This is a genomic window from Chelativorans sp. J32 (assembly GCF_000518985.1).
Lineage (GTDB): Bacteria > Pseudomonadota > Alphaproteobacteria > Rhizobiales > Rhizobiaceae > Chelativorans.
Genome location: NZ_JAEQ01000016.1, coordinates 67225 through 92320, shown reverse-complemented (window position 1 = coordinate 92320; position 25096 = coordinate 67225). Strand labels below are relative to the sequence as shown.

The 25096-nt window shown below is 61.7% G+C and carries 19 protein-coding genes; 8 read left to right on the top strand and 11 right to left on the bottom strand.

Annotated features, from left to right (window positions below; translation table 11 throughout):
* Window positions 1-8 precede the first annotated feature (8 nt).
* Window positions 9-3836 (bottom strand): hydantoinase B/oxoprolinase family protein, encoded by a 3828-nt coding sequence (locus tag CHEJ32_RS0118390; RefSeq protein WP_028035099.1) that lies wholly within the window; start codon window positions 3834-3836, stop codon window positions 9-11.
* Between the two features lie 274 nt (window positions 3837-4110).
* Between CHEJ32_RS0118390 and CHEJ32_RS0118385 the strand changes: the two genes are divergently transcribed.
* The 7 genes from CHEJ32_RS0118385 (at window position 4111) to CHEJ32_RS0118355 (ending at window position 10666) form a co-directional block, all read left to right on the top strand.
* Complete coding sequence (locus CHEJ32_RS0118385) at window positions 4111-4848, top strand: IclR family transcriptional regulator (RefSeq protein ID WP_028035098.1); 738 nt, start codon at window positions 4111-4113, stop codon at window positions 4846-4848.
* Window positions 4849-4976: 128 nt separating this feature from the next.
* Window positions 4977-5804 carry a cytochrome c oxidase subunit II gene (locus CHEJ32_RS0118380; protein ID WP_028035097.1) on the top strand — a complete coding sequence of 276 codons (828 nt, stop codon included), beginning with the start codon at window positions 4977-4979 and terminating at the stop codon, window positions 5802-5804.
* An 89-nt stretch (window positions 5805-5893) separates the two neighbouring features.
* Complete coding sequence (gene ctaD, locus CHEJ32_RS0118375; RefSeq protein WP_028035096.1) at window positions 5894-7669, top strand: cytochrome c oxidase subunit I; 1776 nt, start codon at window positions 5894-5896, stop codon at window positions 7667-7669.
* Window positions 7666-8373, top strand: a complete 708-nt coding sequence (locus tag CHEJ32_RS0118370; RefSeq protein ID WP_028035095.1) for a cytochrome c oxidase subunit 3 — start codon at window positions 7666-7668, stop codon at window positions 8371-8373. The genes ctaD and CHEJ32_RS0118370 overlap by 4 nt, the downstream gene beginning before the upstream one ends.
* Before the next feature lie 14 nt (window positions 8374-8387).
* Complete coding sequence (locus CHEJ32_RS0118365; RefSeq protein ID WP_028035094.1) at window positions 8388-9110, top strand: heme-copper oxidase subunit III family protein; 723 nt, start codon at window positions 8388-8390, stop codon at window positions 9108-9110.
* Between the two features lie 9 nt (window positions 9111-9119).
* A complete protein-coding gene (locus CHEJ32_RS0118360) occupies window positions 9120-9491 on the top strand; it encodes a cytochrome C oxidase subunit IV family protein (RefSeq protein ID WP_028035093.1) in 372 nt (123 codons plus the stop codon).
* A 227-nt stretch (window positions 9492-9718) separates the two neighbouring features.
* Complete coding sequence (locus tag CHEJ32_RS0118355) at window positions 9719-10666, top strand: S9 family peptidase (RefSeq protein WP_156936743.1); 948 nt, start codon at window positions 9719-9721, stop codon at window positions 10664-10666.
* A gap of 136 nt (window positions 10667-10802) precedes the next feature.
* Here the strand turns inward: CHEJ32_RS0118355 and ampC are convergent, their stop codons facing one another.
* The 8 genes from ampC to CHEJ32_RS0118315 form a co-directional block, all read right to left on the bottom strand.
* Window positions 10803-11972 carry a class C beta-lactamase gene (gene ampC / locus CHEJ32_RS0118350; protein WP_028035091.1) on the bottom strand — a complete coding sequence of 390 codons (1170 nt, stop codon included), beginning with the start codon at window positions 11970-11972 and terminating at the stop codon, window positions 10803-10805.
* A gap of 199 nt (window positions 11973-12171) precedes the next feature.
* Complete coding sequence (chrA, locus tag CHEJ32_RS0118345) at window positions 12172-13383, bottom strand: chromate efflux transporter (RefSeq protein ID WP_028035090.1); 1212 nt, start codon at window positions 13381-13383, stop codon at window positions 12172-12174.
* A gap of 213 nt (window positions 13384-13596) precedes the next feature.
* On the bottom strand, window positions 13597-15198 hold the full coding sequence (locus tag CHEJ32_RS25280) for an FAD-dependent monooxygenase (RefSeq protein WP_034658735.1): 1602 nt from the start codon (window positions 15196-15198) through the stop codon (window positions 13597-13599).
* Window positions 15199-15273: 75 nt separating this feature from the next.
* Window positions 15274-16722 carry an aldehyde dehydrogenase family protein gene (locus CHEJ32_RS0118335; RefSeq protein ID WP_028035089.1) on the bottom strand — a complete coding sequence of 483 codons (1449 nt, stop codon included), beginning with the start codon at window positions 16720-16722 and terminating at the stop codon, window positions 15274-15276.
* 11 nt (window positions 16723-16733) lie between these two features.
* Window positions 16734-17750, bottom strand: a complete 1017-nt coding sequence (locus tag CHEJ32_RS0118330) for an amidohydrolase family protein (RefSeq protein ID WP_028035088.1) — start codon at window positions 17748-17750, stop codon at window positions 16734-16736.
* Between the two features lie 78 nt (window positions 17751-17828).
* Complete coding sequence (locus CHEJ32_RS25275; protein WP_034658734.1) at window positions 17829-18611, bottom strand: IclR family transcriptional regulator; 783 nt, start codon at window positions 18609-18611, stop codon at window positions 17829-17831.
* Window positions 18608-20551, bottom strand: coding sequence for a TRAP transporter fused permease subunit (locus CHEJ32_RS0118320; protein ID WP_028035087.1), 1944 nt, complete (start codon window positions 20549-20551; stop codon window positions 18608-18610). Before CHEJ32_RS0118320 ends, CHEJ32_RS25275 begins: the two co-directional genes overlap by 4 nt.
* A 6-nt stretch (window positions 20552-20557) precedes the next feature.
* Complete coding sequence (locus CHEJ32_RS0118315; RefSeq protein ID WP_028035086.1) at window positions 20558-21514, bottom strand: TAXI family TRAP transporter solute-binding subunit; 957 nt, start codon at window positions 21512-21514, stop codon at window positions 20558-20560.
* Window positions 21515-21707: 193 nt separating this feature from the next.
* Here CHEJ32_RS0118315 and CHEJ32_RS0118310 point away from each other — a divergent pair, with 193 nt between their 5' ends.
* On the top strand, window positions 21708-23435 hold the full coding sequence (locus tag CHEJ32_RS0118310) for a thiamine pyrophosphate-requiring protein (protein ID WP_028035085.1): 1728 nt from the start codon (window positions 21708-21710) through the stop codon (window positions 23433-23435).
* A gap of 67 nt (window positions 23436-23502) precedes the next feature.
* Here CHEJ32_RS0118310 and speB read toward each other — a convergent pair whose 3' ends face one another.
* On the bottom strand, window positions 23503-24546 hold the full coding sequence (gene speB / locus CHEJ32_RS0118305) for an agmatinase (protein ID WP_028035084.1): 1044 nt from the start codon (window positions 24544-24546) through the stop codon (window positions 23503-23505).
* A gap of 41 nt (window positions 24547-24587) precedes the next feature.
* A complete protein-coding gene (locus tag CHEJ32_RS0118300) occupies window positions 24588-25091 on the bottom strand; it encodes a flavin reductase family protein (RefSeq protein ID WP_028035083.1) in 504 nt (167 codons plus the stop codon).
* Between the last annotated feature and the right edge of the window lie 5 nt (window positions 25092-25096).

Below are 25096 nucleotides of genomic sequence, written 5' to 3'. Positions count from 1 at the left end.
GGTGGCAATCAGGCCGCCAGCTCTTTCTTTCGGGAGCTGAGGCGATAGACGCTTTCCGCGGCGTCCTCGCTGACGCGGTCCTCGCGAACGTCATCTTCGATGCTTTCGACGGAGCGCTTGAGCGGGTCGCCATAGCCGGCGCCGCCGGAAAGCTGCAGTTCCACGATGCGGTCCGGGCGATCCACGACCACCAGGCCACCCGTGCCGACATCCTCCACGACCTTGCCGGCGGCGTCGCGGACACAGCCATGGGCGAGCAAGCCCGGGCCGCCGCCGAACAGGCCCTCGATCGGCGCATTGACGCCCTCGGGCGAGACGAAAACCGTCAGCGGCTGACCGTCGTCGTGGCGCTTGGCGAGCCGGATGCGAGCGCCCAGACCGCCGCGATGCTCGCCCGCGCCACCGGAGTCCGTCACGAAGCCCTTTTCGAGGACGACAACCGGAGAGCGGCTCTCCAGAAGCTCGATCGAGGAAGTCGCAGCCGAAGTCGGCCACAGCACGGACGACTTGCCGTCCTTGGCCGAGCTCGCACCCTGGCCGCCACCGGAAAGAAGATGGTCGTAGAAAACCTTGCCCTCAGCCGTCCTGCCATAGACGGTAAGCAGGCTCGGCAGGCCAGTATGGGCGACCACCTTGTCCGGAGCCGCCTTCGAAAGGGCCCTGAAGATGTTCGGCGAGGTGTACCATCCGGTGCGGGTGCGCAGGCTGACCGGCGCCGGCTTGTTACAATTGAGAATCGAGCCCCTTGGTGCTTTGACTGTGAACGGCCTATAACAGCCCGCATTGCCGCGCACATTCGGCGTGAGCATGCATTTCAGCGGATAGGTCGAATGCGCGGTCGTGTAGCTCAGCGTGCAATTGATGCCGCCCAAGGGCACCTCAGGGGGCGCGCCTTCAAAATCCAGCTCGATCTCGTCACCTGCGATCGTCACCTTGACCGGCACCGTCATCGGTGTGCCCAGCGGATTATAGGTGATTTCGGAAGAGTAAACCCCGTCCGGCAACGCGCGAATCGCCTCGCGCATGGCCTTTTCCGAACGTGACTGGACGACTTCGGCGAGTGCAGAGAGATCCGCCAATCCATACTCCTCCATGAAGGAGGAAAGACGGCGGGCACCGGTCTCGTTTGCCGCGATGAGAGAGCGGACGTCGCCCAAAACCTGCTGCGAGTCGCGGATGTTCTCCGCCATCAGGCGGAAAAGATCTTCGTTCTCCACACCCGCCTTGACCAGCTTCATCGGCGGAATCTGCAGGCCTTCCTCATAGACCTCCGTCGCCTTCATGCCGTTGCGCGTGCCGCCAATATCGCCGACATGGCCGACCGTGCCCATGACGGCAACCACCTTGCCGTTTCGGAACACGGGCGTGATCACGGCGATGTCGAAGAGATGGCCGGCACATAGCCAGGGATCGTTGCAGACGAGAACGTCGCCAGGCTCCAGCGTGTCGACGGGGTAGCGGGCGAGCGCCGCCTTCACCACCATCGGAAGCGTGAGGTTAAAGACCGGCATCACGCGGCTCGAATGGGCCAGCGTCTCGCCGGTCGCGTCGAGGATCGAGCAGCCGAAATCCTGCGATTCGGAGATGATGAGCGAATAGGCCGTGCGGCAGACCGTGTGCCACATCTCTTCGGAGACCGTGACGAGGCGGCTCCACATGATCTCCAGCGAAATCGGGTCGGACTCGATCTTTTCGATCGCCTCGGTCTTGGTCATTCCGGGCGTTACCAGGTCCATGCCCTTGCTCGCTACCGCAATGGCAATGCGGAGGTTGCCGGCCTCATCCACCGTCAGCGTGTCGCCCGGAGGCACGACCGTCGTGGATTCGCGCTCCTCGATGATGGCCGGCCCTTGGACCGTCACGCCGGGCGTGAGAAGATAGCGGTCGTAGATTGCCGTCTCGACAAAGCCCTCGCCGAAATAGGCCTTGCGATGGCCCTTGAGCGCGCCGGCCCCGCCCTGCGGAACATCGGCCTGCCTGATGGTGATTTCCGGCGCCGGCCCACTTGCGCGGACGCGGAAAGACAGGATTTCCAGCTCGGCTTCCGCCGGAACGCGCGTGTAGCGGGCGGTGTAGACTTCCTCGAAAGCCCTGCGGATCTCGCCATAGGCCGATGCGTCGAGCGTGCCCGCCGGGATCGGCACGTTGATCTCGTGAAGCTGGCCGACGAGACGCATATCGGCGGTTCGCTCGATCGTGATTTCCTTCGGATCGGCGCCTGCGGAAACCAGTTTCCCCCTGCCCTCTTCAGCCAGCTCATCGAAGGCTAGGTTGAGCGCCGCGGCGTCGAGATCCGGCGCCAGCTGGATCGGCTGCGAGCGCACGAGATCGAACGAAAGCGGTGCGGTGAGGAAGCCGAAGGCGGAGGCCGCGCCGCTCGCCTGCGGGATGATCACCTCCGACACGCCAAGGATGCGCGCGACTCGGGCCGCAAAAGCGGGGCCTGCGCCGCCGAAACCTATCATGGAGTAGCCGCGCGGGTCCTTGCCCTTCTCCACCAGATGGATGCGCGCAGCACTTGCCATGTTCTCGCCGACGACCTGGTGAATGCCCCAGGCCGCTTCGACGGTCGAGATGCCCAGCGGCTCGGCCACGGTCCGCAGTGCCTTGTCGGCAGCCTCCAGGTCGAGTGTCATGCGGCCGCCGAGGAAGAAGGACGGATCATAATAGCCAAGCGCCACGCTCGCATCCGTCACCGTCGGCTTGTCTCCACCGCCGCCATAACAGGCCGGTCCCGGTGAGGCGCCTGCCGAGTGCGGACCGACCTGGAGCAGGCCGACTTCGTCGATGGAGGCGATGGAGCCGCCTCCCGCGCCGATCTCTATCATGTCGACGACGGGCGACTTGATGGGCAGGCCAGACCCGTTCTTGAAGCGGCGCACGCGCCCTGCCTCCAGATAAGAGGCGATATGCGCCATGCCGTTCTCGATCATGCAGGCCTTGGCCGTCGTGCCGCCCATATCGAAGGCGATGACGTTTTCCTTGCCGGCCCTGCGGCCGAACCAGGCGGTTGCGAGCGCGCCCCCGGCTGGGCCAGATTCCAGCAGGCGTATCGGGAACTCCCGCGCCTCCTGCAGGGAAACAAGCCCGCCTGCCGAATGCATCAGGCGCACGGCGCCCCTAAAGCCGCGTGCAACGAGTTCCTGCTCGAAGCGGCGCAGATAGCGATCCATCAACGGCTGGACATAGGCGTTGGCGCAGGTCGTGACGAAACGTTGATATTCGGAAATCTCGGCCACGACCTCGGAGGAAATCGACACCGAGATGTCGGGGTAATGCTGTTTGATGATCTCGCGCACCCGCTTTTCATGCTCGGGATTGCGATAGGAGTGCATGAGGCAGACGGCGATCGCCTCGACCTTGTCGGCCACCAGCTTCTTGACGGCGCGCAGGACGGAGACCTCATCGAGCGGCTTGATGACACCGCCATCGGCACCGATGCGCTCGGCGATCTCAAGCCGCCGCGAACGGCGCACAAGCGGCTCGGGGAAGGTCAGGAAGAGATCATAGATGTCGTAGCGCTGCTCGAAGCCGATTTCGAGCACATCGCGAAAGCCTTCCGTCGTTATCAGGCCGACCGGCGCGCCCTTCCGCTCGATCACCGCATTGGTGACCAACGTCGTGCCGTGCACGATCTCGTCCAGGTCATGCACCTTGATGCCGGCGGCGGCAACGAGATCCGCAAGGCCGCCCAGCGCGCCCCTGGAGGGATCACTCGGCGTCGTCAGGCATTTATGCAGGCGGATCGCGGCGGCATTTTCATCGAACAGAATAAAATCGGTAAAGGTGCCTCCGATATCGATGCCGGCACGGAACCCCCTGGAATTCGCTTGCATTCACACATTCCCCTTTTTTCGGGGCAAGCGAAGGCAAGCCCCGGCCCTTCCGCCGTTTCCGGCGGACAGATCGATTTTCGCTCTGTTCTTCTGCAAGACGACGGAAGTGTTCGCGCATAGAGCCGCGCGCCTGTCACCCCTCACGCCTATTTTTTGTGCATGAAGAATATTGCCCTGATTATAGGCGGCTGACATTTCGAGTCTAGTAAAAGTTTCATATTTGACCTAGAGTTCCAATATTGGAACAATCAGGATGTTTTCGGGGGATCGAACAATGAGCGCGCTTGAGGACGGAATTGCCATTCTTGGGTGCTTCTCCTTCGAAGAGCCGGCACTTACCCAGGCAGAACTCACGCGCCGGGTCGGCCGGCCGAAAGCCACCATTTCGCGAGTGATGAAGACGCTGCGGGATACGGGCATGCTCGAATTCGACGCTGCGACGCGGCTCTACCGGCCGGGCATTCGCCTGTTCGAGCTCGGCCAGATATCGCGCGCCCACCAGAGTTTCCTCGATCTGGTGCAAAAACATCTTCAACACGTCTGTGCCGTCGGCGGGCACACGGGCTACATCACCGTCTTCGACGGGCCGCAGCTCGCAGTCCTGCGCATGGTGCGCGGTTCAAGCCCCATCGCCATCGCGTCTGCGCCGGGATATCGGGCATGGCCCCACGCGACTTCCAACGGCAGAGCCATGCTTGCCGTCCTCACGGATGAAGAGTGGCAACAGCGCGTGCCGCAGAAATTGCCTGCCGTATCCAGGAATTCGCCGCAGACGCATGAAGAGCTCATTGAGCGGATCCAACGCATACGCGAGACGGGCCGATCCTGTTCGTCCGACGAGACCTATGAAGGGGTGTCTTCGCAGGGTATCGCTTTCCGCGATCCCGACAGCCTCGAGGTGATCGGGGTTGCCATCTCCTATCCGACTGGGCTCGGAAGTGCGGAATTGAAAGACAAGATCGCCGGTCTGCTCGACGATATGAAGCGCGAGCTTGAGCGCCATTCCAGCTAATACCGTTCGGTAGAACGCTGCCTCGAATTCGCTACCGGGGGCGCCTCTGGATATTCCCTGCTTTTCCGGTATGATGCGGGTGGCTTTCTGAGGGAGTGGAGGATTTCCCAGGGAGCCGGGAGGGACCGATGACGGTCGCGCTTGTGCTCGTCCTTGTGGTCGTGGGCTCGATATTGTTCCATATCCTGAGCCCGTGGTGGTGGACGCCCCTGGCGTCCAACTGGGGCTATATTGACGACACCATCATCATCACGTTTTGGATCACCGGCGCGGTCTTCACCGCCGTCGTCCTGTTCATGGCCTGGTGCGTGTTGCGCTACCGCCATCGCGAAGGCGTGAGAGCGGCCTACCAGCCGGAGAACAAGAAGCTTGAGACCTGGCTCACCATCGGGACCGCGGTCGGCGTCGCCGCGATGCTGGCTCCCGGTCTCTATGTCTGGGCGCATTTCATCACTGTTCCCGATGGTGCGGCGGAGGTCGAGGTCGTGGGCCAGCAATGGCAGTGGAATTTCCGCTTGCCGGGCGAAGACGGCAAGCTCGGCCGATCCGACGCCCGCCTCGTCAGCTTCGAAAACCCGCTCGGGATAGATCCGGACGACCCGGCCGGCCAGGACGATCTCGTTATCGAGGCCGCGGACCTGCATTTGCCGGTCGACAAACCGGTGAAGATGGTCCTGCGGTCGATAGACGTGCTGCACGACTTCTACGTGCCCGAGTTCCGCGCCAAAATGGACATGGTGCCGGGCATGGTGACCTACTTCTGGCTCACTCCGACCAGGACCGGAACCTTCGAGATACTCTGCGCGGAGCTGTGCGGCGTGAGCCACGGCTTTATGCGCGGCACCTTGATGGTGGACACCGAGCAGGATTACCGGGCTTGGCTGCAGGGGCAGTCGACCTTTGCCCAGCTGTCAGGGTCGCGGCAGACCGGCATGGTCGAGGAGGCCGGACAGTGAAGCCGGAGGACACGGCAGAGCGCCGAGACGTCCGGTAAGACCGGCTGCCAAACCGGCCTTACCTGGAAGAAGGCGCGGGAGGGAAAAGCATGGTTGATGCCACACATCGGGCGGGCGGCGTCATACCGCCGGCGGAGGTTCCTGAACTAGAGCTCTATCATCCGAAGAGCTGGTGGACCACATACGTCTTCTCGCAGGATGCCAAAGTGATCGCCATCCAGTATGCCGGCACGGCCATGGCAATCGGCCTCGTGGCGCTGATGCTCTCCTGGCTGATCCGACTGCAACTCGGCTTCCCCGGTACTTTCGACTTCATCACGCCCGACGCCTATTATCAGTTCGTGACCATGCACGGCATGATCATGGTCATCTACCTGCTCACTGCGCTCTTCCTCGGCGGCTTCGGCAATTACCTCATCCCGCTCATGGTCGGCGCGCGAGATATGGTGTTTCCATACGCGAACATGCTGAGTTACTGGATTTACCTGCTCGCCGTGCTCGTGCTCGTGGCGAGCTTCTTCGTACCGGGCGGCCCCACCGGCGCGGGCTGGACTCTCTATCCGCCGCAGGCGCTCCTTAATGGCACGCCGGGCGGTCAGGAGCTGGGCATCATCCTGATGCTGGTATCCCTCATCCTCTTCATCATCGGCTTCACCATGGGCGGGCTGAATTATGTGGTGACGGTGCTGCAGGGCCGCACGCGCGGTATGACGCTGATGCGTATGCCGCTCACGGTCTGGGGCATCTTCACCGCTACCGTCATGGCTTTGCTGGCTTTCCCGGCGCTGTTCGTGGCCTGCGTGATGATGCTGTTCGACCGGGTGCTCGGCACCTCCTTCTTCATGCCGGCGCTGGTGGAGATGGGGGAGCTTACGAGCCATGGCGGCGGCAGCCCCATCCTCTTTCAGCATCTTTTCTGGTTCTTCGGCCACCCCGAGGTCTACATCGTGGCGTTGCCGGCCTTCGGCATCGTCTCGGACCTGATCTCCACCCACGCGCGCAAGAACATCTTCGGCTACCGCATGATGGTGTGGGCAATCGTCATTATCGGCGCGCTCTCCTTCGTCGTCTGGGCGCACCACATGTATGTCTCCGGCATGCATCCGTTGTTCGGCTTCTTCTTCGCCACGACAACGCTGATCATCGCCGTCCCAACGGCGATCAAGGTCTATAACTGGATCCTGACTCTCTGGCGCGGCGACATCCACCTAACGCTGCCGATGCTCTTCGCGCTTGCCTTCATCGTCACCTTCCTGAATGGCGGCCTCACAGGGCTCTTCCTCGGCAATGTGGTCGTGGACGTGCCACTCTCCGACACCATGTTCGTGGTGGCGCATTTCCATATGGTGATGGGCGTGGCGCCGATCCTCGTCATCTTCGGTGCTATATATCACTGGTATCCGAAGATTACCGGCCGCATGCTCAACCAGCAGCTGGGCCTGTTCCATTTCTGGGTCACCTTCGTCGGCGCCTACGCAATCTTCTTCCCGATGCATTATCTCGGACTGGTGGGCGCACCCCGACGCTATCCGGAGCTGGGGGGCACGGCTTTCATTCCCGAATCCGTGGCCGATCTCAATGCCTTCATCTCCATCACGGCATTTGTCGTCGGCTTCGCGCAGCTGGTCTTCCTGTTCAACCTGATCTGGAGCCTGCGCTACGGCAAGGAAGCCGGTCCCAATCCGTGGCGCGCAACAACGCTCGAATGGCAGACGCCAACCACGCCACCCCCACATGGCAATTGGGGCGACGAGCGGCCGGTGGTCTATCGCTGGGCCTACGACTACTCTGTGCCCGGCGCGCCACAGGACTTTATCCCACAAAATGACCCGTGGCCGGACAAGCCGTTGACGAGGCCGGCATGAGCGTCGTCCTCGTTTTCCTGCTGGTGGTGATCGGCTTCTCCTTCTGGTGGCTCTCCCACCAGCGGATCATGTCGAAGCCTTGGCTGGAGAGCGGTGTGCACACCGCAGTGCCGGAGACGGACGCCTCCGGCATGGCGACGGAGAAAGTGGCGCTCGGCGTGTTCCTGGCCGTGGTGGGTGCGCTCTTCGCACTGTTCGCCAGCGCCTATTTCATGCGGATGGAATATAGCGACTGGCAGGCTCCGCCGCTTCCACGCATCCTGTGGCTCAACACCTTCGTTCTCATGCTCGCCAGCGCCGCGTTTTCCTGCGCGGTGCGCGCGACGCGCGAGCGCCACATCGCACTGACGCGGCTTGCGCTTTCGGCAGCAGGACTCGGCACCCTGGTCTTCCTTGCAGGACAGGTGACCGCCTGGCGGGAGCTTGCGGCCGGCGGCTACTTCATGGACACCAATCCGGCCAACGGCTTCTTCTATCTCATGACGGGCGTGCATGCGCTTCACATTCTGGGCGGGCTCGTCGCGCTTGGCAGGACCACCATCCGGGCATGGGATCCGGGCGCAGAGCCGAAACGGCTCACCCTGGGCATCGAGCTTTGCGCCATGTACTGGCACTTCCTGCTGCTCGTATGGCTTGGGGTGTTCGTGCTCCTGGAAGGCTGGGCGGGCGACCTGGTGACGCTCTGCCGACAGCTTCTGACGTGAGGAAGGAGGAAGAGATGGGGGAAACCACGCTCAACGGCTTCGGCGCAAAGGCAGCACGTAAGAGTGGCCTGCGCGGCGTTGTCGAGGACTGGTCGTCGGACCAGCGCGCCTTCAAGAGCGCATCGTGGGGGAAGGCCATGATGTGGATCTTCCTGCTCTCCGATACCTTCGTCTTCGGCTGCTTCCTCCTCGCCTATATGACAGCGCGCATGTCGACGACGGAGCCTTGGCCGGACGCCAACGAGGTTTTCGCGCTTCATATCGGCGGGGCCAACATCCCGCTGATCTTGATCGCCATCATGACCTTCGTCCTGATTTCATCCAGCGGCACCATGGCGATGGCGGTCAACTATGCCTATCGGCGCAACAGGAACGTAACGGTCGCCCTGCTGCTCGTGACCGCAGCGCTGGGTGCGACCTTCGTGGGTATGCAGGCTTTCGAATGGACGAAGCTGATCACCGAGGGCGTGAGGCCCTGGGGCAATCCTTGGGGCGCCGCGCAGTTTGGCTCCTCGTTCTTCATGATCACGGGGTTTCATGGCACCCACGTCACCTTCGGCGTGATCTTCCTTCTGATCGTCGCGCGGAAAGTCTGGCGCGGCGACTATGACCGGGGAACGCCAGGTTTCTTCACAAGCCGTCGCGGGGACTACGAGCATGTGGAGATCATGGGCCTTTACTGGCACTTTGTCGATCTGGTCTGGGTGTTCATCTTCGCATTCTTCTACCTATGGTGAGGGACGGTCATGTCGGCACCTGCAACCCATCCGCACGGGGCTTCTCCGGCGCCAGTAGCACCCAGTGAAGAAGGCCAGCACCACCCCATAAGGCTCTACCTGATCGTCTGGTTCTGGCTTTTCGTGCTCAGTGCCTGCTCCTACCTCGTCGATTATCTCCAGTTCGAAGGCTATCTGCGGTGGGGCCTGATCCTGCTCTTCATGATCCTGAAGGCGGGATTGATCGTGGCCGTGTTCATGCACATGGTCTGGGAGCGGCTGGCCCTGGTCTATGCCATCCTGCTCCCACCGATCGCGGTGCTGATATTCGTGGCTATCATGGCCGTAGAGGCCGATTATACCGCCCTCACCCGCATGGCGTCGTTCGTTACGGGCGGTTAGCGCATGCCGCGTAAGCGGCGATATCACCGCTTGCCAAAATGCGGGCCGCCCGCGCCGGGCTTGGAAAGCAGTCTCTGATCCGGTTATTGCACATGCGTTCCCCCGCAGCCTGAGCCGATATCCCGTTTATTTTAACCTTAAACGACGTTTCCGGCGGCGTCCTGTGGCGTGCCGGGGCGATCAAAGACACTATTCGAGGGTACGTCAGCAGGCAGGAGGAGGCCGTTGTGACATCAAACCAGTCCATTCGCATATTGACCTTGGCTGCATCGCTCATCTCAGCCTTGATGCTGACCCCGGCTGTTGCTCAGAAGAAATACCGCAATCCGTCGTCGCAAGAGACTGTGCTTTGGCTGCCCGAGAAACAGCCGGACGCAAGAATACGGTACGCCAGTGACAATGCGGTTCAATTCGGTGATCTAAGGCTTCCCGATGGGGAGGCACCAGAGAGTGGCTTTCCGGTGGCAATCTTCATCCATGGCGGTCAATGGACCGCCGATTGGACGAAGGATTATTCGAACAGCTTTGTCGAAGGCTTGACCGCCACAGGTATCGCGACGTGGGACATCGAGTTTCGACGCATGGGCAATCAAGGCGGTGGGTATCCCGGTACATTCCTGGACGTCGCTATCGGCGCCGACCATCTGCGCGAGCTTGCCGAGAAATACCCGCTGGATCTCGAAAGAGTGGTCGCAGTAGGCCATTCCTCGGGCGGGCATCTGGCGCTTTGGCTGGCCGCCCGCAAAAACCTGCCGGAGACGAGCGAGCTCTACGTTCCGAACCCATTGCCTCTGTCTGGCGTCGTATCGCTGGCCGGCGTCAACGACCTGAAACGCTCACTGGAGCTCGGTGGCCGCGATGACGTGCTGAAGCTTGTCGGGGTTGCGACGAGGGAGGAAGCTGACCCGCGGTTTGCCGAAACGGATCCTGCTCGCCTCCTGCCGCTGGGAGTGCCGCAGGCGCTGATCGTCGGGACAAGCGACAACGAGTGGCGGGTTGCCATGACCCGCGAATATGCCGACGCCGCCAGAGACGCCGGCGACTCCGTTGAGCTCACCATCCTCGACGGAGCAAACCATTTTGATGTCGTAGACCCGGAAGGGCCCGCCTTTCCCGTGATCAAAGAGGCGGTTCTGTCGCTTGCCAAAGGACGATCCGCTGACGGTAGCAAGTAACCATTGTTCTGGGCCGCCCGGTAGCTTCAGCCGTTTGGGTGGCCCGTGTTGATCAGCGGAGGAAGCACGAGACGAATGACAGCCGGAGCGTTCGCCTGGCTTGGCGGCGTTTTTTAGCTAGGTGAGAAGAGCAACCTCAGGGAGCGCCTGACCCGCCAATCGCCGTCAAAATCCGATACGCGGCGGTCACGCGTTCCGGTATCGGGTAGTTTTTGTTGGCGAGGATTACGACACCGATATCCTCGGCGGGAACGAAGACCGCATAAGCGCCAAAGCCGTTGGTCGAGCCGGTCTTGTTGATCAAAACGTCTTCTCGCGGCCGCATTGGCGGAACAACCCGCTCCACCTTGTTAGCCTTGTACATGACCTCGGGAGAATTTCCGTTCAAAAGCCGATCAAGTTCCGTCGGAAAGGCATAGATCTCCCAGCCCAGTCCCTGGACCATGTCTGCGACCTTGTAATACCCCGTCTGTGTGCGATGAATCGCGCGCTGAAGTGTCTCGTCCAAACCTGAGCCATTCATGTTTTGCTCCACGAACCGGATCAGATCAGCCGCCGACGTCTTCACGCCATAGGCTTCGGCATCCCAAATGCCAGGGTTAACTCGAATGGGCTTGCCGTCCTTCGAATAGCCATAGGCATAGTCGCCCATCCGGTTCTTGGGAACGGTGATATAGGTGTTGTTCAGCCCGAGCGCGGGGAAGAGTTTCTCTTCCATAAGAGCGTCGAAGGGCTCGCCCATGCTTCGGGCAGCCAGATGGCCCAACAGACCTATGCTCGGATTGGAATAGCGGCGATGGGTTCCAGGAGTATATTCCGGGCGCCAGTTTTTGTAATAGGCGATCAGCTTGTCCTGTGTGACGTCGTCGGGAACTTGCAGCGGCAGACCGCCTGCTGTGTATGTGCCGAGATCCAGAAGGCTGATCGTGTCGAGGCTGCTGCCGGCGAGCGCGGGCCAATATTCGCTCGCATTGTCGGAGAGGGAAAGAGCGCCCGTCTCCTCCGCATAGGACGCCAGCACTGCCGTAAAGGTCTTGCTGATCGACCCGATTTCAAAAAGCGTGTCTTCGGTGACCTTCTTCCCGCTCTCCTTGGATGCAACGCCATAATTGAAGAACTGCCGCTGGCCCTTGATCGTGACGGCCACAGCCATGCCCGGGATCCCGTTCTCTTCCATCACGGGCCTGACAACCTCGTCCACGACGCGCTGGAGCCGGTCTTCGTGTTCGACAGCAAGGGCGCCCGCGCTGAACAGCAACAATGAGGCGATCGACAGTCCAAGCTTCGAAATGCAAAAATTTCTCATGGCAGATACATGTCTTGATGCTGGGCCGTCGGGCGAATCACCCAACTCCTGCCCATTTTGGGGGGAAATGTGTCGACATATGCCGCGACAGGTTCGGCTTCAAACAAGTCTGTACCGCGCAGGAATTAATACACTCTTCCGAACACCCGCGTCGGGCGGCTTCGAAACAGGCTCTCCCCTTTTCGATCAGATGCCTTTCTCAGGCAAGCGCTATAAGAACCCCGCCAACCGCAGAGACGATGACCACAATCCAAGGCGGCATTTTCCATGCCATGAGGAGGACGAAGCAGGTCAGCGCCAGCGCGAAATCGTAAGGCTCCAGGATCGCACTTGTCCACACCGGCTGATAGAGCGCCGCACCCAGGATGCCGACCACGGACGCGTTTGCGCCCCGCATGATTGCCTGCGCAGTCGGTCGGCCGCGGAATGCGTCCCAGAAGGGAATGACGCCGATGAGCAACAGGAAACCTGGGAGGAAGATCGCAACCAGGGCGATCAATGCCCCGACGAACCCATTGGGTGCCGGATCGAGGATCGTCCCGAGATAAGCGGCGAAGATGAAGAGCGGACCCGGCACCGCCTGACCCGCACCGTAACCGGCCAAAAACTGATCCGCCGGCACCCAGCCGGATCGCACGACCTCTGTTTCGAGCAGTGGCAATACGACATGCCCGCCGCCGAACACGAGTGATCCGGCCCTATAGAATGAATCGAACACCGCCAGTCCCTGCGCGTTTGTCGCTGCAGCAACAGCGGGGAGGCCGAACAAAAGGCCAAAGAACAGGACGAGCGCCGCTATCCCCGTGGCGGGCGATACCGGAAAGGTCATATGCCCGGAAACCGCCTCGCTCTTTGTCCGGCACAACCACAGCCCCGCTAGAGCGCCCGCCGCAATCGCGAGAATCTGGCCGACTGAGCCCGAGACGATGACAACGATCAATACGGCGGCGAGCGCAATGCCGGCCCGTTCCCGGTCAGGGCAAAGGGTCCTCGCCATTCCCCAAACGGCCTGGGCGACAATGGCGACTGCGACCACCTTCAGGCCATGGATGATGCCGGAACCGATCGGTCCGCCAAAGGCATGCGCGCCGAGCGCGAACAGCACGAGAAGGATTGCCGATGGCAGAGTGAAAGCGGCCCAGGCTGCCGCCGCGCCAAGCGGACCACCACGCATAAGCCCCAGTGCAAAGCCGACCTGGCTCGATGCAGGGCCGGGCAGGAACTGGCAGAGAGCAACCAGGTCCGAATATCCCTTCTCGTCGATCCAGCATCGGCGCAGAACCAGTTCGTCGCGGAAATAGCCTAGATGTGCGATCGGGCCGCCAAAAGAGGTCAGCCCCAGCTTAAGGAAAGCGGCAAAGACTTCGCCCGGGCTTCCTTGCCGCTTCCCCATATATGCAGTCGTCTCCATCGAGTTCTCATGCCACGCCTATGGTGAAGCCTCTATGAAGCCACTCTCCGATTCGACCCACGAATTCTAGAACCCCAGCCCTTCGCGAGAGAATGAGCCTAAACGACATGCGAAGATCTTCCAGGCTCGCAATTCGCGCCTGTCATCGCCGGAATCGGCCCTCGTAAGCAAGCGCGACTACTGCCTTCTCCGAATTGTAATGCCCAAGGCCAGCTATCTAGGTATCGGAAGACCGGCGGCGCGTCCAAGCACGCACATTGGGTCGACCGGGCCTTCGTCTCCGGCCCAGGCGACGAACTGGTCGGGCCGCACGAGGACATATGTCGCCTCGAAGGCCCCACGGCCGTTCTCCCGGTCATCGGCGATTACCTTCAATGGGATGCGGAGCTTGCCCGCGGCAGTTTCGAAGGAAGCGATAGCTGCCGGATCTCCATCGAACGCGAGCAGGCTGAAACCGGCTCCAAGCCGCTCGTAGATATTGCTCCCTCCTGATAGAAGCTGAGGCGATAGGTGATGACCGGGCCGCGCCTTGAAACTGTGCTGTCCGACGGCGCTGGTGGCCGCGCCCGGGGCGCCCCATATGATGGATGACCCGGCGTAGTTCGGTTCGAAAGAACCCACTTCCTTGCGGGCGCCGCCGCCGCGGGCCGTCCATTCCGCTTCGAAAGCCGCTTTATCCCGCCCCGGATCGAAAGCCTCAAGAAAAGCCCGGTCACTCTCGATTGCCTTTTCGATGAAATCGCGTGCGGTGGAGGCGAAGACGGGTCTGCGTTCCTCGTCATAGGTGTCGAGCAGCCTTTCGCTACCCCAACCCTGAAGCTTGGCCGCCAGCTTCCAACCCAAATTGCGCGCGTCCTCAAAACCCGTATTGATGCCATAGCCTCCATAGGGCGGGTGACTGTGTGCAGCATCACCCGCGATGAAGACCCGGTCAGCCCGGTAGCTGTCGGCGATTGCGACGCGCAAATCCCAGAAGCCGATATATTCGAGGTCGACATCGAAGGAGGCTCCCGCGGCGCGTTCGAGATAGGGTTTCGCGTCGAAATTCTCCTTCGTCGTTCCGGGCGGGACCGGCGCGTGAAAAAACCAGGTCTCATCCTGATCCACGCGGCCGAAAAACTGCCAGTAGCCTTTCAGGTCCGGATGGAGCACATTGAAGAAGGACTTGCCGGGAAACCGGTCCAACAGGAGCTTGTGCAGGCCCTTTGAGCGGAAGACCAGCAGCACCATACGCCGCTCATGATCCGAATAGGTCTGGGTGATTCCTGACTGCACGCGCACGAGCGAACGGCTTCCATCGCAGCCAGCCAGATATTCCCCTCGCAGACTGGTCGCCTCCTCGCCTGATCGCGTCCTCGCAATAACACGCACAGCGTGCTGGTCTTGACGCACCTCTTCCGCGGCCCACCCGTATAGGACCTCCACGAACGGAAGAGCCCTCACCCGCTCGCGCAGGACGGCTTCGGTCGCATATTGCGGGAGGCGCTCGTTGTCGGTGTAGTAGTAGGGGCGCACGAGCTCACGCTGCAGCCAATCATAGTGGTAGCCGCCGAGCAACGTGCCATAGGCCGTCAAGCCGCCAATGCCATATTCCTTCGGCATGGTGCGGGCGGCGCGCAGCTCCTTTTCCGCGCCCCAGAAATGGAAATGCTCCATGGTGCGCTGCGTGAGGTTCTGCCCCTTGGGCACGCGTTGTGGCTCATCGTATCGCTCGACGACGATGGTGCGGATGCCCCGTTGGCCGAGCTCGATGGCAAGGCCCATTCCAACCGGCCCGCCGCCGACGATCAGCACCTGTGCTTCTTTTTCCCGCATCTTCCTGCCACTCTATGCCGAAGAGGCGCCTGTAAGCCTTAGGCGCCTGCCACATTCCCGCGCCCACCCGAGCCGTCAGACGGCACCCGCCTCGAGATAGACGTGCTTCGTTTCCAGAAAATCGTTGAGCCCTTCGACCCCATGCAGCCGACCGAGGCCGGAATGGCGATAGCCGCCCGTCTCGCCTTCGGCAAACAGACGGCTATGGCAATTGAGCCAGACGGTTCCCGCGCGGATGGCGCGGGAAACGCGCATCACCCGGTTGATGTCGAGGGAGAAGACGCTGGCGGCAAGCCCGTATTTGGTGGCATTCGCCTTGGTGACGGCTTCTAACTCATCTTCGAAGGTTTCGATCGAAACGATGGGGCCGAACAATTCTTCCTGCACGAGTTCCGAATGCAGATCGTCGATGCGGAAAAGCGATGGCGTGACGAAGGCCCCGCGCGAAAGCGGGCCATCGGGAACGCCGCCTTTCAAGACAAGCTCTCCCTCATCGCCGGCCTGCTCGATGAGCCGGCAGATGCGTGTACGGTTGTCATGGTCGATCAGCGAACCCATGCCGCTTTCCGGATCGCGGCCAGGCCCGACCCGCACCGCGGAGAAGGCCGCACGGATGCGATCCGTGAACTCCTTTTCGATCGATTTCTGCACCAGGAACCGCGCCGCCGCGATGCAGATCTGTCCTGCCATCATCAGTGCGCCATTGGTCAGTTCCCTGCAGGCTTGGTCGAGATCGGCGTCATCGAAGACGACCGCCGGGGCCTTGCCCCCCAATTCAAGCGAGAGCCGCTTCAGGTTGGGTGCGGCTCCCGCCATGATGCGCTTGCCCGTGCGGCTGGAGCCGGTGAAGCTGATGACATCGATGTCGTCGGAGGCGACCAGCGCCGCACCCACCTCGATACCGTTCTCGTTGACCGAGTTGACGACCCCCTTGGGAAGCGACGGGCACGCGTGCAGACACTGCATGACGCGGTGGTGGATGAGCGGGGTTTGCGGTGCCGGCTTGATGACGACGGTGCAGCCGGCGGCAAGTGCCGGGCCGAGAGAACGGATGAGCAGCGTCACCGGCGCGTTCCACGGCACGATGATCGCCGCCACACCCGCAGGCTCGCGGTTCATCATGGAGAAATTGCCGGGCGCGGTCTCCAGCGTCCGGCCCAGCACCGTCCGCGCCAGGCCGGCATAGTAGCGGGTCTCTGAGATGGAGCCCATCATCTCGCCGAGAGCCTCCCGCCGGAGTTTCCCGTTCTCGGCCACGATCAGGTCCGCCAGCTCCTCCTTCGCGGCTTCGAGCCGGTCGGCGAGTTCATAGAGAACCGCCGCACGGAGGCGGGGAGAGGCTGCCCAGGCTGTACGCTCGAAAGTCTCGCGGGCAATGGCCGCAGCCTGGTCCGCCAGCGCTTTCGAGCCGGGGACATAACGGCCAAGCACGCTTCCATCTGCAGGATTGACGCTCTCGGCGGTCGGGCCCGAGCCTATCCACTCGCCATTGAGGTAATTGAGCGCTGTTGGACTGCCTCCCATCGCCCTTCCTCCTAAAGCTTAAGGCCGAGCAGGTTCACCGCATTGTCCTGGTAGAGCTTCTTGCGTGTCGCCTCCGACACATCAAGCGAGTCCAGGATGCGGATCGTCTCGCGGATATACATCGGGCCGCCTTCGGGATCGAAGGGAGCATCCGACGCGAACAGCACATGATCTTCGCCGAAAAACTCGATGGCGTGCTCGATCGCTTTGCGTGAGCCGAAGGAAGCCGTATCGGCATAGAAGTCCTTGAAATACTCGAGATGCGGGCGCTTCAGCGCCTTCCGGACGGCATCGAGGTCACGATCCGTCGTGCGTTTGCCCATCTGGTCCCAACCGGGGCCGACCCGGCCTTCGAAGAACGGAACCATGCCGCCGGCGTGGTGTGTGATCACCTTAAGACCCGGGTATTTATCGAAGATGCGCGAGAAGACGAGCCGCGCCATGGCCGCCGAGGTTTCATACGGCCATCCGAAGGTCCACCAGATCTCGTATTCGGAACGTTTCTCCGACAGATAGTCCGGGAAATTTGCGCCGCGCGCAGGGTGCAGCCACACCGGCTTGCCGACCGAAGCCATATATTCGAAGAACGGCTCGAACTCAGGCAGGTCGAGGGGCTTGCCGGATACGTTGGTGAAGATCTGCATGCCGACTGCGCCGAGTTCCTCCACCGCGCGCTTGCATTCGGTCACCAGCGCGTCGGGATTGCTCATCGGCGCCGTGCCGATGAAACCTGGGAAGCGCTCGGGATATTTCTGGCAGAGCTCGGCCATGGAATCGGAACCGATCCGGGAAAGCTCCAGCGCCTTTTCAGGACCGGCGAGCTTTTCGAGCGGCGGAGAGGCGAGCGAGAGAACCTGCATATAGTCCTCTCCGAACATGTCCATCACTTCGAGGCGCCGATCGAGCTCGGTCATCATCGGTACCGCGCCCGAACGCATCGTGATGTCGGTCATCTCGCCTATATGCGCGATCAATGCATCGAAAAACGGCTTTGGCCAGATGTGGTTGAAAATATCGATTTTCTTCATGGTCCTCACTCACCTGTTCGCGGCGAGAAGGATGCGCAGCCTCTATCCGAAAGTCAACGCTTATCTCATTTAATGAGACTATTGAGCAGCAACATTCAGCCGCTGGTCGGAAAGGGTTTGCGTGATCTCTTCAGCCGCGCGACGCACGTGGCTGCTGATCTCGTCTATCATGTTGCCATCGACCAAATGGCCCGCGATCGTGACGCAGACCGCCGCTATCGGGCTGCGGCCCGCATCGAACACCGGCGCTGATATGCCCACGACGCCGGGCGTGACTTCGCCGAAGGCAACGGCATAACCCGCCTTCTTCACCCGTTTCAGGCTCTCAAGGATCTCCTCGACCGTGCTGCCGAGCCCCACGGCCTGGAGATCCTCGAACGTCCGTTCAATCAAGGGTATCAGGTGACGTCGTGGCAGGAAGGCCATGAGCGAGCGCGCGATTGCGCCGCGCGCGAGCGGCATCGGTCGTCCCCGCGGATAGCTGCTGCGCGGGTTGACGGCGGACCTTTCCGACGCCACGCACAGAATGCGGTCGCCATAGCGACGCACAAGAAGGGCGGTGCACGTATATCGGTCCGTGAGATTTTTCAGATGCGCTTGCCCTGTCAGGATAAGCGCATCCGACTTGCGCAGAAGGAAATCCATCTCGACCACCTTCGGGCCGAGCGTGAAACCGGCATTCGGGTTCGAACTGAGCAGGCCGGCTTCCCTCAAGGTTTTCAGATAACGATAGAGAGTGGGCCGGCTATAGCCCAGCTTCTCCATCAGTTCCTCCGGTGTCCATTCAAGCCGGTCTTCCGAAAACACCTCCAGAATGGCCAAGCCGCGCTTGAGGCTGTTGCCTGCCTGATCCTCGCTCAAGTTACCGCCTTCTTTCTTTCATCTCGCGTGCGGTAGATCTCCGCCGCTATAAGCAGCGCTCCGCCGCACACGCCGATGATATCGGTATAGATGGCTCCCGGGAAAGCCCCGGCAGGGATCAGGGCCATCAGCCCGAAGAAGCCGAACAGGATGCGCATGGTCGTCGACAGGCTGGACATGAAATACCCCGCAAGAGCGGCGGAGATGAGCCACACGCCCAGGACAGCGGTAACGATTGCCATCGCGATTTCCGCGGTGTCTCCGATGAGCAGCAGGGACGGCGAATAGACGAACAGGAAGGGGACGATGAAAGCCGCCCAGCCGAACTTCACCGACGCCCATCCCGTCTGCATGGCAGGTGCTTTCGCAATGCTCGCGGCCGCGAACGCGGCGATGGCGATCGGCGGCGTGATCATCGACATCATGCCGAAATAGAGAACGAAGAGATGCGCCGCCATCGGCTCGATACCGACCGAAACCATGGCCGGAGCGACCAGCGCCGCAAGCAGCACATAGACGCCGAGCGTAGGTAGCCCCATGCCCAGGATAATGCAGACGATTGCCGAAAGCACGAGGAGGACGAGGGCACTGCCGCCGCCGATCTGCACAAGTGCGTAGGTCAGGTTGAAGCTCAGTCCCGTCACATTCAGGACGCCGATGACCAGCCCCGAAGCAGCGGAAATGACAATGATTTCGACGACCGACTTGCCGGTATCAGCGAAGATCGACAACAGCGCCGAAAGCGTTGGGCGCACCGACCGATAGCCAAAGGCGAGCGCCGTGACTGCCGCCGTCAGCGAAGCTGCAAGTGCGGCGCGCTCGGGTTGCCAGAGCAGCCAGAAAAGCGTTCCGATCAGCACCACGAAGGCGAGGATGAAGTGCAGCCCGCCAAGCACGGCTTTCCGTTCCGGAAGCTCGGCGCCGCGGACATTCGAAATGCCGAGCCGGGCGGCTTCGAGATCGGCCTGGATGAAAAGCGCCGCATAGTAGAGCACGGACGGAATGAGAGCCGCAAGCGCCACCTCGGCATAGGAAATCTGCAGGAATTCTGCCATCAGGAACGCGGCGGCGCCCATGACTGGCGGCATGAGCTGACCGCCTGTCGAAGCCACTGCCTCGATCGCGCCGGCCTTGTAGCCGGGATAGCCGTCACGCTTGATGAGGGGAATGGTCACGATACCGGTTGCGGTGACATTTGCCACAGCCGAGCCAGATATCGAGCCGAAAAGCATCGATGCGAGCACGGCGATCTTCATCGATCCGCCGCGGAAGCGCCCCATCGCTAGGAGCGATGCGTCGGTAAAGAAGCGCGATCCGCCGGTAACGCCGAGCACATTGCCGAATAGGATGAATGCGACGACCACCGTGGCGGCCACAGCCATCGGAATGCCGAATATGCCGTTGACGTCGAAGGCCATATAGCCGGAAAGCATCTGCCAGTCTTGGGCGCGGCCCGCAAGCCGGCCGGGCACGAGATTCCCGAACAGCGCATAGAGCAGGAAAACGCCGATGATGATGACAAGCGAGAGGCCCGTCGTGCGCCGCAATGCCTCCAGCAGGAGGATGATCGAGACCAGTCCCGGAACATAGGCGCTCGCGGGCTTGGAGAAAATCAGATTGACGACCTGAGGGTAACGAACCACGATATAGCCGACGGCGATGAAGGAAATCAGCGCCAGCAGGCAGTCGTACCACGGCACGTTCTCCCGTTCCGTGCCCCTTCGCGCCGGCAGCATCAGAAAGGCAAGAGGGAGTGCCACTGCCAGCACCGCCGCCAGGAACTGCTGCGGATAAAGCGCAAGCCCCACCATCCGCGGCAGGTTCAGAGACCACGCGACCGCGAGGAGCGTCAGGATTATCCCAAGCACACTGGCGATCGGACGCCAGAGCGCTGGCGGAAGGCCAGGAGCGGCCTTCCCGTCGTTACCCATGGTCGTCATTCCGGCCTACTCTTTCCAGAGGCCCGCTTCCTGGAAGAAGCGGATGGCACCGGGGTGATATTGGGACGGCGCGATCTCCCCCACCATGTCGTCAGGGTTGAACGCGTTGAAGGAGGCGAAAGTCGCCGCCATCGTGTCCTTGCTCTCATAGAGCGTCTTCGCCATCTGATAGACGACATCGTCCGGCACGTTCGCATGCGTGAAAACCACCTGCGGATACGCGAAATAGGTGGCCGTTTTCTCCACGCCGGGCGTGTTCGGCCCAGGAGACAACTCGGTGAAGAAGGCAACGGGCCAGTACTTGCGGGCAAGCGCCAGATTTTCCTCCGTCGCTTCGATCGGAAGCGCGCGCAGCCCGCCGACCGCCGCGTCGGCCTCCCGCACCTTGCCGGCACCATGCGCAAAGATGAAGCCGACGGAATCCCCGGCGATGAAGGCATCCGCGCCAGCAACCACGCTCGGTACCTGTACCGGCTGCATGTCCGCCCGGGTCAGCCCGGCGGTCGCGTACATGGCATCGAGCTGCGGAAGGATCGTGTTTTGCGCGGTATAGCCGTCGACCATCGGTTTGCCCTTCAGGTCGGCAATCGTGTGGATGTCCGAGTCGGCACGCACGAAGATCGCCTCGACAAGCGGCATGACCAGGCCGACGATCCGCAGGTCCGGATTGACGGAACCTTCAAACCACTCCTTGCCCTCGAGCGCGTAGTTCACCTCCTGCAGATTGGCCACACCGAACTCGATGCCGCCCGAGCCAACGAACGGAATATACTGGTTGGGGCTTGTTGCCGGCTGGATCGTGGCGTTGAGGCCGGTCTTGTTTGCCGCATTGGCAACGGCCGTGCCGATATTGTGGAAGATTGAACCGGGGTTGGACGTGGCGATGCCGACCGTCTGCGCCGAAGCGGCCTGGCTGAAAGCTAGGGCCGCTAGGCCGATGGCCGATGCAAGATAACGTATCATTCTCTCCTCCTCTGCTCCCGTCGCTGCGCGACACAAATCCCTACAAATGAGATTATTGCTCCATCATGCACTTGCCATTGCGCTTTTTTCAAGCTCATTCTGGTGAAGGCGGTCAAATCCGTCGAACGCGGTAGCAAGGCTCGGAAAACCGGGCAAAAGGCGCGATTTGCCTGCAAAGCTTGAGGAGGAATGAATGGCGATGGATCAGTCGGCGACGGCAGCGGAGTCTTCAGAAAGGCGTCCGACGGGGGCAGAGACGCTCCTCCTGGGCCTGAAATTCAGCGGTATCGACTATATATTCGCCAACTCCGGCACGGACTTTCCGCCCATCATCGAGGCTTTCGCCACCTTGGACGAGGAATCGGTGCCAGCGCCCATAACGGTGCCGCATGAGACCGCGGGCGTCGCAATGGCGCACGGCTACTATCTCATGACAGGCCGGCCGCAGGCAGTGATGGTGCACGTCAATGTCGGCCTCGCCAACTCGGCGATGGGAGTCATCAACGCTGCAAGCGACAACATTCCGCTGGTCATGATGTCCGGCCGCACGCCCATTACGGAGCACGGGCGAAGAGGCGCCCGCGTGACGCCGATCCAGTATGGGCAGGAGATGTACGACCAATCATCGCTGGTGAGCGATGTATGCAAATTCCACTACGAGATGCGTTATCCCGAACAGGGTGACGTGCTCGCCACCCGCGCGGTGAGCCTTGCAATGAGCGAGCCCAAGGGCCCTGTCTATTTCAGCCTGCCGCGTGAGCCGCTGATGGATGCGGTGCCTGCGACGGTGAAGCGGGGCGCTTCCCGTCAGGTGCCAGCGACCCCGCCATATCCCGATCCCGCCGCCATTGCCGAGGCGGCGCGATGGCTGGAACATGCGAAACGGCCGCTGATCCTTTGCCAGCGCGGCGACGTGCACGGGCGCGTCGGCGCCCTCGTGACGGCTCTGGCGGACCGTTTCGGCGTGGGGGTGGTGGAGCCCTTCTCGATTCGCAACGTCATGGCCTCAGACCACCCGATGTTCCTCGGATATGACGTCAAGACCCCGCTCGCCGAAGCAGATGTCGTTCTCGTCCTCGACAGCGGCGTGCCCTGGATGGAATCAATCCACCGCCCGGAGTCCGAGACACGGATCATCCATGTCGCCCCAGATCCCTATTTTCAGCGTATGCCCATTCGCGGCTACCAGGCTGATCTGGCGATCACCAGCGACCCGGCGGCAGCGCTTGCTGCTCTTCTGGACGAAATGCAGCCCAATGACGGCGTGGGGGAGCGCCGCACGCATTATGCCCACCGCGCCGAAGAGCGGCGGCGCAGTTCCGCCGAGCGCGCCGCCCAAGGCTGCACGAGCCCAATGACGGCGGAATGGCTGAGCCATTGCATCTCCGACATCATGGACGAGAATGCGGTTGTCTTCAGCGAGTTGGGTGTTGTCGCCGATGCCATGCGTCTGAAGCGGCCCAACCAGATGATGAACAATCCGCATTCGGGCGGGCTCGGCTGGGCGTTGCCAGCCGCCCTTGGCGCGCAGCTTGCGGATCGCGAGCGGCTGACCATCGCCTGTGTCGGTGACGGATCCTACATGTTCGCCAATCCCGTCGCCTGCCACCAGATCGCCGAAGCCCTCGAACTTCCGCTGCTGACCATCATCAAGAACAACGGCATCTGGAACGCGGTCCGCCGCTCCGTGGTCAACGCTTATCCGCAGGGCGCCGCAGCAAAGTCAAACCGCATGCCGCTCGTTTCGCTGGAGCCGTCGCCCGACTACACCCAAGTGGCCGCCGCGAGCCGCGCCTATACCGAGCGCGTAGAGCACGGCGAGAATCTGCCCGCCGCCCTGGCGCGGGCGGTGGAGGTGGTCCGCAGGGAACGCAGGCAGGCCGTCCTAGAGGTCAAAGTCGAGGTATCGGACCGACACTAGGCATCCTCAGTACGTTGCCTACACAATGGTGGCCGCCTTCTCTGGCGCCACCCTTTTATCCCAGCGCTCACCGGATCTTGAGCGATGGGCTAAACATCATCAGGCTAAGTATCTCAAAGAGCATTTGTGCACTATTCTGCGCGGTGTTGGTCGTCGAGTCGTAGGCTGGGGCGACCTCGACCACGTCCCCACCAACGAGATTAAGGCCGCGCATGCCTCGGATGAGTTCCAGCGCCTCTCGTGTGGTCAACCCGCCAACCTCAGGCGTTCCGGTTCCCGGTGCAAAAGCCGGATCCAGGCTATCGATGTCAAAGGAAAAGTAAGTCGGGCCATCGCCGACCACTTCTCGGGCGCGGGCGATAATGGCATCGAGGCCCAGGCGGGAAACGTCGCGCGCGTGAATGACAGTCATTCCCGAAATCTTCGAGAACTCCCAAATGTATTCTGCCGAGCCGCGGATGCCGATCTGTATCGTGCGGGTCGGGTCGAGCACACCGTCGAGAACCGCGTTTCGGAAAGGACCACCATGGTGGAAGCGTTCGCCTTCGTAAGGGCCACCTGTATCGCAATGGGCGTCTATATGGATCAGGCCGACGGGCGCCTCTCGTGCAACCGCCCGCAGGATGGGATGGGTTATCGAGTGGTCGCCGCCAACACCGAGCGGAATGACGCCGTCAGCCACGATCCGCGAAACGAAGTGCTCGATATCTTCGTGGCTTTGCTTAAGGTCGAAGCGGCTGCGGAATGGGACGTCACCGATATCGGCAACCGCCATCTCGTGAACGGGCGCGCAGCCCAGCGCATCGTTGTAGGGGCCTATGCGCTCTATTGCCCGCAGAGCGCGCGGGCCGAAGCGTGAGCCGTTCCGATTGGTCACGGCTAGATCCATAGGGACGCCGTAGAGCGCGACCTGCAGTTCGGGGAGCGCTTCGACGCTGCCGTACGGTGCGTCGAGCAGCGTCGGCATCCCAGAATAGGGAGCAGGCCTTCGGCCTCCCGCGCTGAAGATCTTTTCGGCGATCCTTTGATACTCTGGCGTGAGCATCGTCCCACCGTCGTTTTCGCCGAACTGCCGCCTGAGTTCGCCGAGCCTTTCTTGCGTGAACGTCATTTTCATAGGACCTCCATGAAGTCTCGCCGCCCCGGACGTGCTCAAAGGCCCATGCGGCCGGCGAAACTTACGAGTGGCCGGCGGTCGAGTCCATCGAGGGTAAAGTCAACAAGCCGGCCGAGCGCGACGATGGTTTCATACCTTTCGATCGTTTCTTCGAGCCGGCAATCCAGCGCTCCAACGGCGCCCTTCAGGATAGGCGCGCCGGTGGAAAGCGTAGTCCAACGCCCTTCGACAAAGCGGTGGGCACCTGTGAGCGGCCCCTTGCCGCCGAATGTCTCTGCAACAGCGAAATCATCCTCAGCAAGATAGTTGATGGAGAAGTGACCGCTGTTGAGAATGGTCGACAGGGCGCTGGTCCGGCAGCTGATCGACACCATCAAGATTGGCGGTGAGGCGCAGAGATGCGTGGCGGAGAGTGCGAGAAAGCCGGCCGGGCCGGATTGATCCCTTGCCGCGACGACGGCCGAGCCGATGGCGCGAGCACCAAGCGCTTTCCAGAAGGTGCCGATGTCGATATTCGCAGACCTGTCCGACTGGGTCATGCTTG

What these genes read in the sequence shown, in the direction of transcription:
- CHEJ32_RS0118390 (WP_028035099.1), bottom strand. Translation starts at nt 3,836, where the DNA reads ATGCAAGCGAATTCCAGGGGGTTCCGTGCCGGCATCGATATCGGAGGC.
- CHEJ32_RS0118385 (WP_028035098.1), top strand. Translation starts at nt 4,111, where the DNA reads ATGAGCGCGCTTGAGGACGGAATTGCCATTCTTGGGTGCTTCTCCTTC.
- CHEJ32_RS0118380 (WP_028035097.1), top strand. Translation starts at nt 4,977, where the DNA reads ATGACGGTCGCGCTTGTGCTCGTCCTTGTGGTCGTGGGCTCGATATTG.
- ctaD (WP_028035096.1), top strand. Translation starts at nt 5,894, where the DNA reads ATGGTTGATGCCACACATCGGGCGGGCGGCGTCATACCGCCGGCGGAG.
- CHEJ32_RS0118370 (WP_028035095.1), top strand. Translation starts at nt 7,666, where the DNA reads ATGAGCGTCGTCCTCGTTTTCCTGCTGGTGGTGATCGGCTTCTCCTTC.
- CHEJ32_RS0118365 (WP_028035094.1), top strand. Translation starts at nt 8,388, where the DNA reads ATGGGGGAAACCACGCTCAACGGCTTCGGCGCAAAGGCAGCACGTAAG.
- CHEJ32_RS0118360 (WP_028035093.1), top strand. Translation starts at nt 9,120, where the DNA reads ATGTCGGCACCTGCAACCCATCCGCACGGGGCTTCTCCGGCGCCAGTA.
- ampC (WP_028035091.1), bottom strand. Translation starts at nt 11,972, where the DNA reads ATGAGAAATTTTTGCATTTCGAAGCTTGGACTGTCGATCGCCTCATTG.
- chrA (WP_028035090.1), bottom strand. Translation starts at nt 13,383, where the DNA reads ATGGAGACGACTGCATATATGGGGAAGCGGCAAGGAAGCCCGGGCGAA.
- CHEJ32_RS25280 (WP_034658735.1), bottom strand. Translation starts at nt 15,198, where the DNA reads ATGCGGGAAAAAGAAGCACAGGTGCTGATCGTCGGCGGCGGGCCGGTT.
- CHEJ32_RS0118335 (WP_028035089.1), bottom strand. Translation starts at nt 16,722, where the DNA reads ATGGGAGGCAGTCCAACAGCGCTCAATTACCTCAATGGCGAGTGGATA.
- CHEJ32_RS0118330 (WP_028035088.1), bottom strand. Translation starts at nt 17,750, where the DNA reads ATGAAGAAAATCGATATTTTCAACCACATCTGGCCAAAGCCGTTTTTC.
- CHEJ32_RS0118320 (WP_028035087.1), bottom strand. Translation starts at nt 20,551, where the DNA reads ATGACGACCATGGGTAACGACGGGAAGGCCGCTCCTGGCCTTCCGCCA.
- CHEJ32_RS0118315 (WP_028035086.1), bottom strand. Translation starts at nt 21,514, where the DNA reads ATGATACGTTATCTTGCATCGGCCATCGGCCTAGCGGCCCTAGCTTTC.
- CHEJ32_RS0118310 (WP_028035085.1), top strand. Translation starts at nt 21,708, where the DNA reads ATGGCGATGGATCAGTCGGCGACGGCAGCGGAGTCTTCAGAAAGGCGT.
- speB (WP_028035084.1), bottom strand. Translation starts at nt 24,546, where the DNA reads ATGACGTTCACGCAAGAAAGGCTCGGCGAACTCAGGCGGCAGTTCGGC.
- CHEJ32_RS0118300 (WP_028035083.1), bottom strand. Translation starts at nt 25,091, where the DNA reads ATGACCCAGTCGGACAGGTCTGCGAATATCGACATCGGCACCTTCTGG.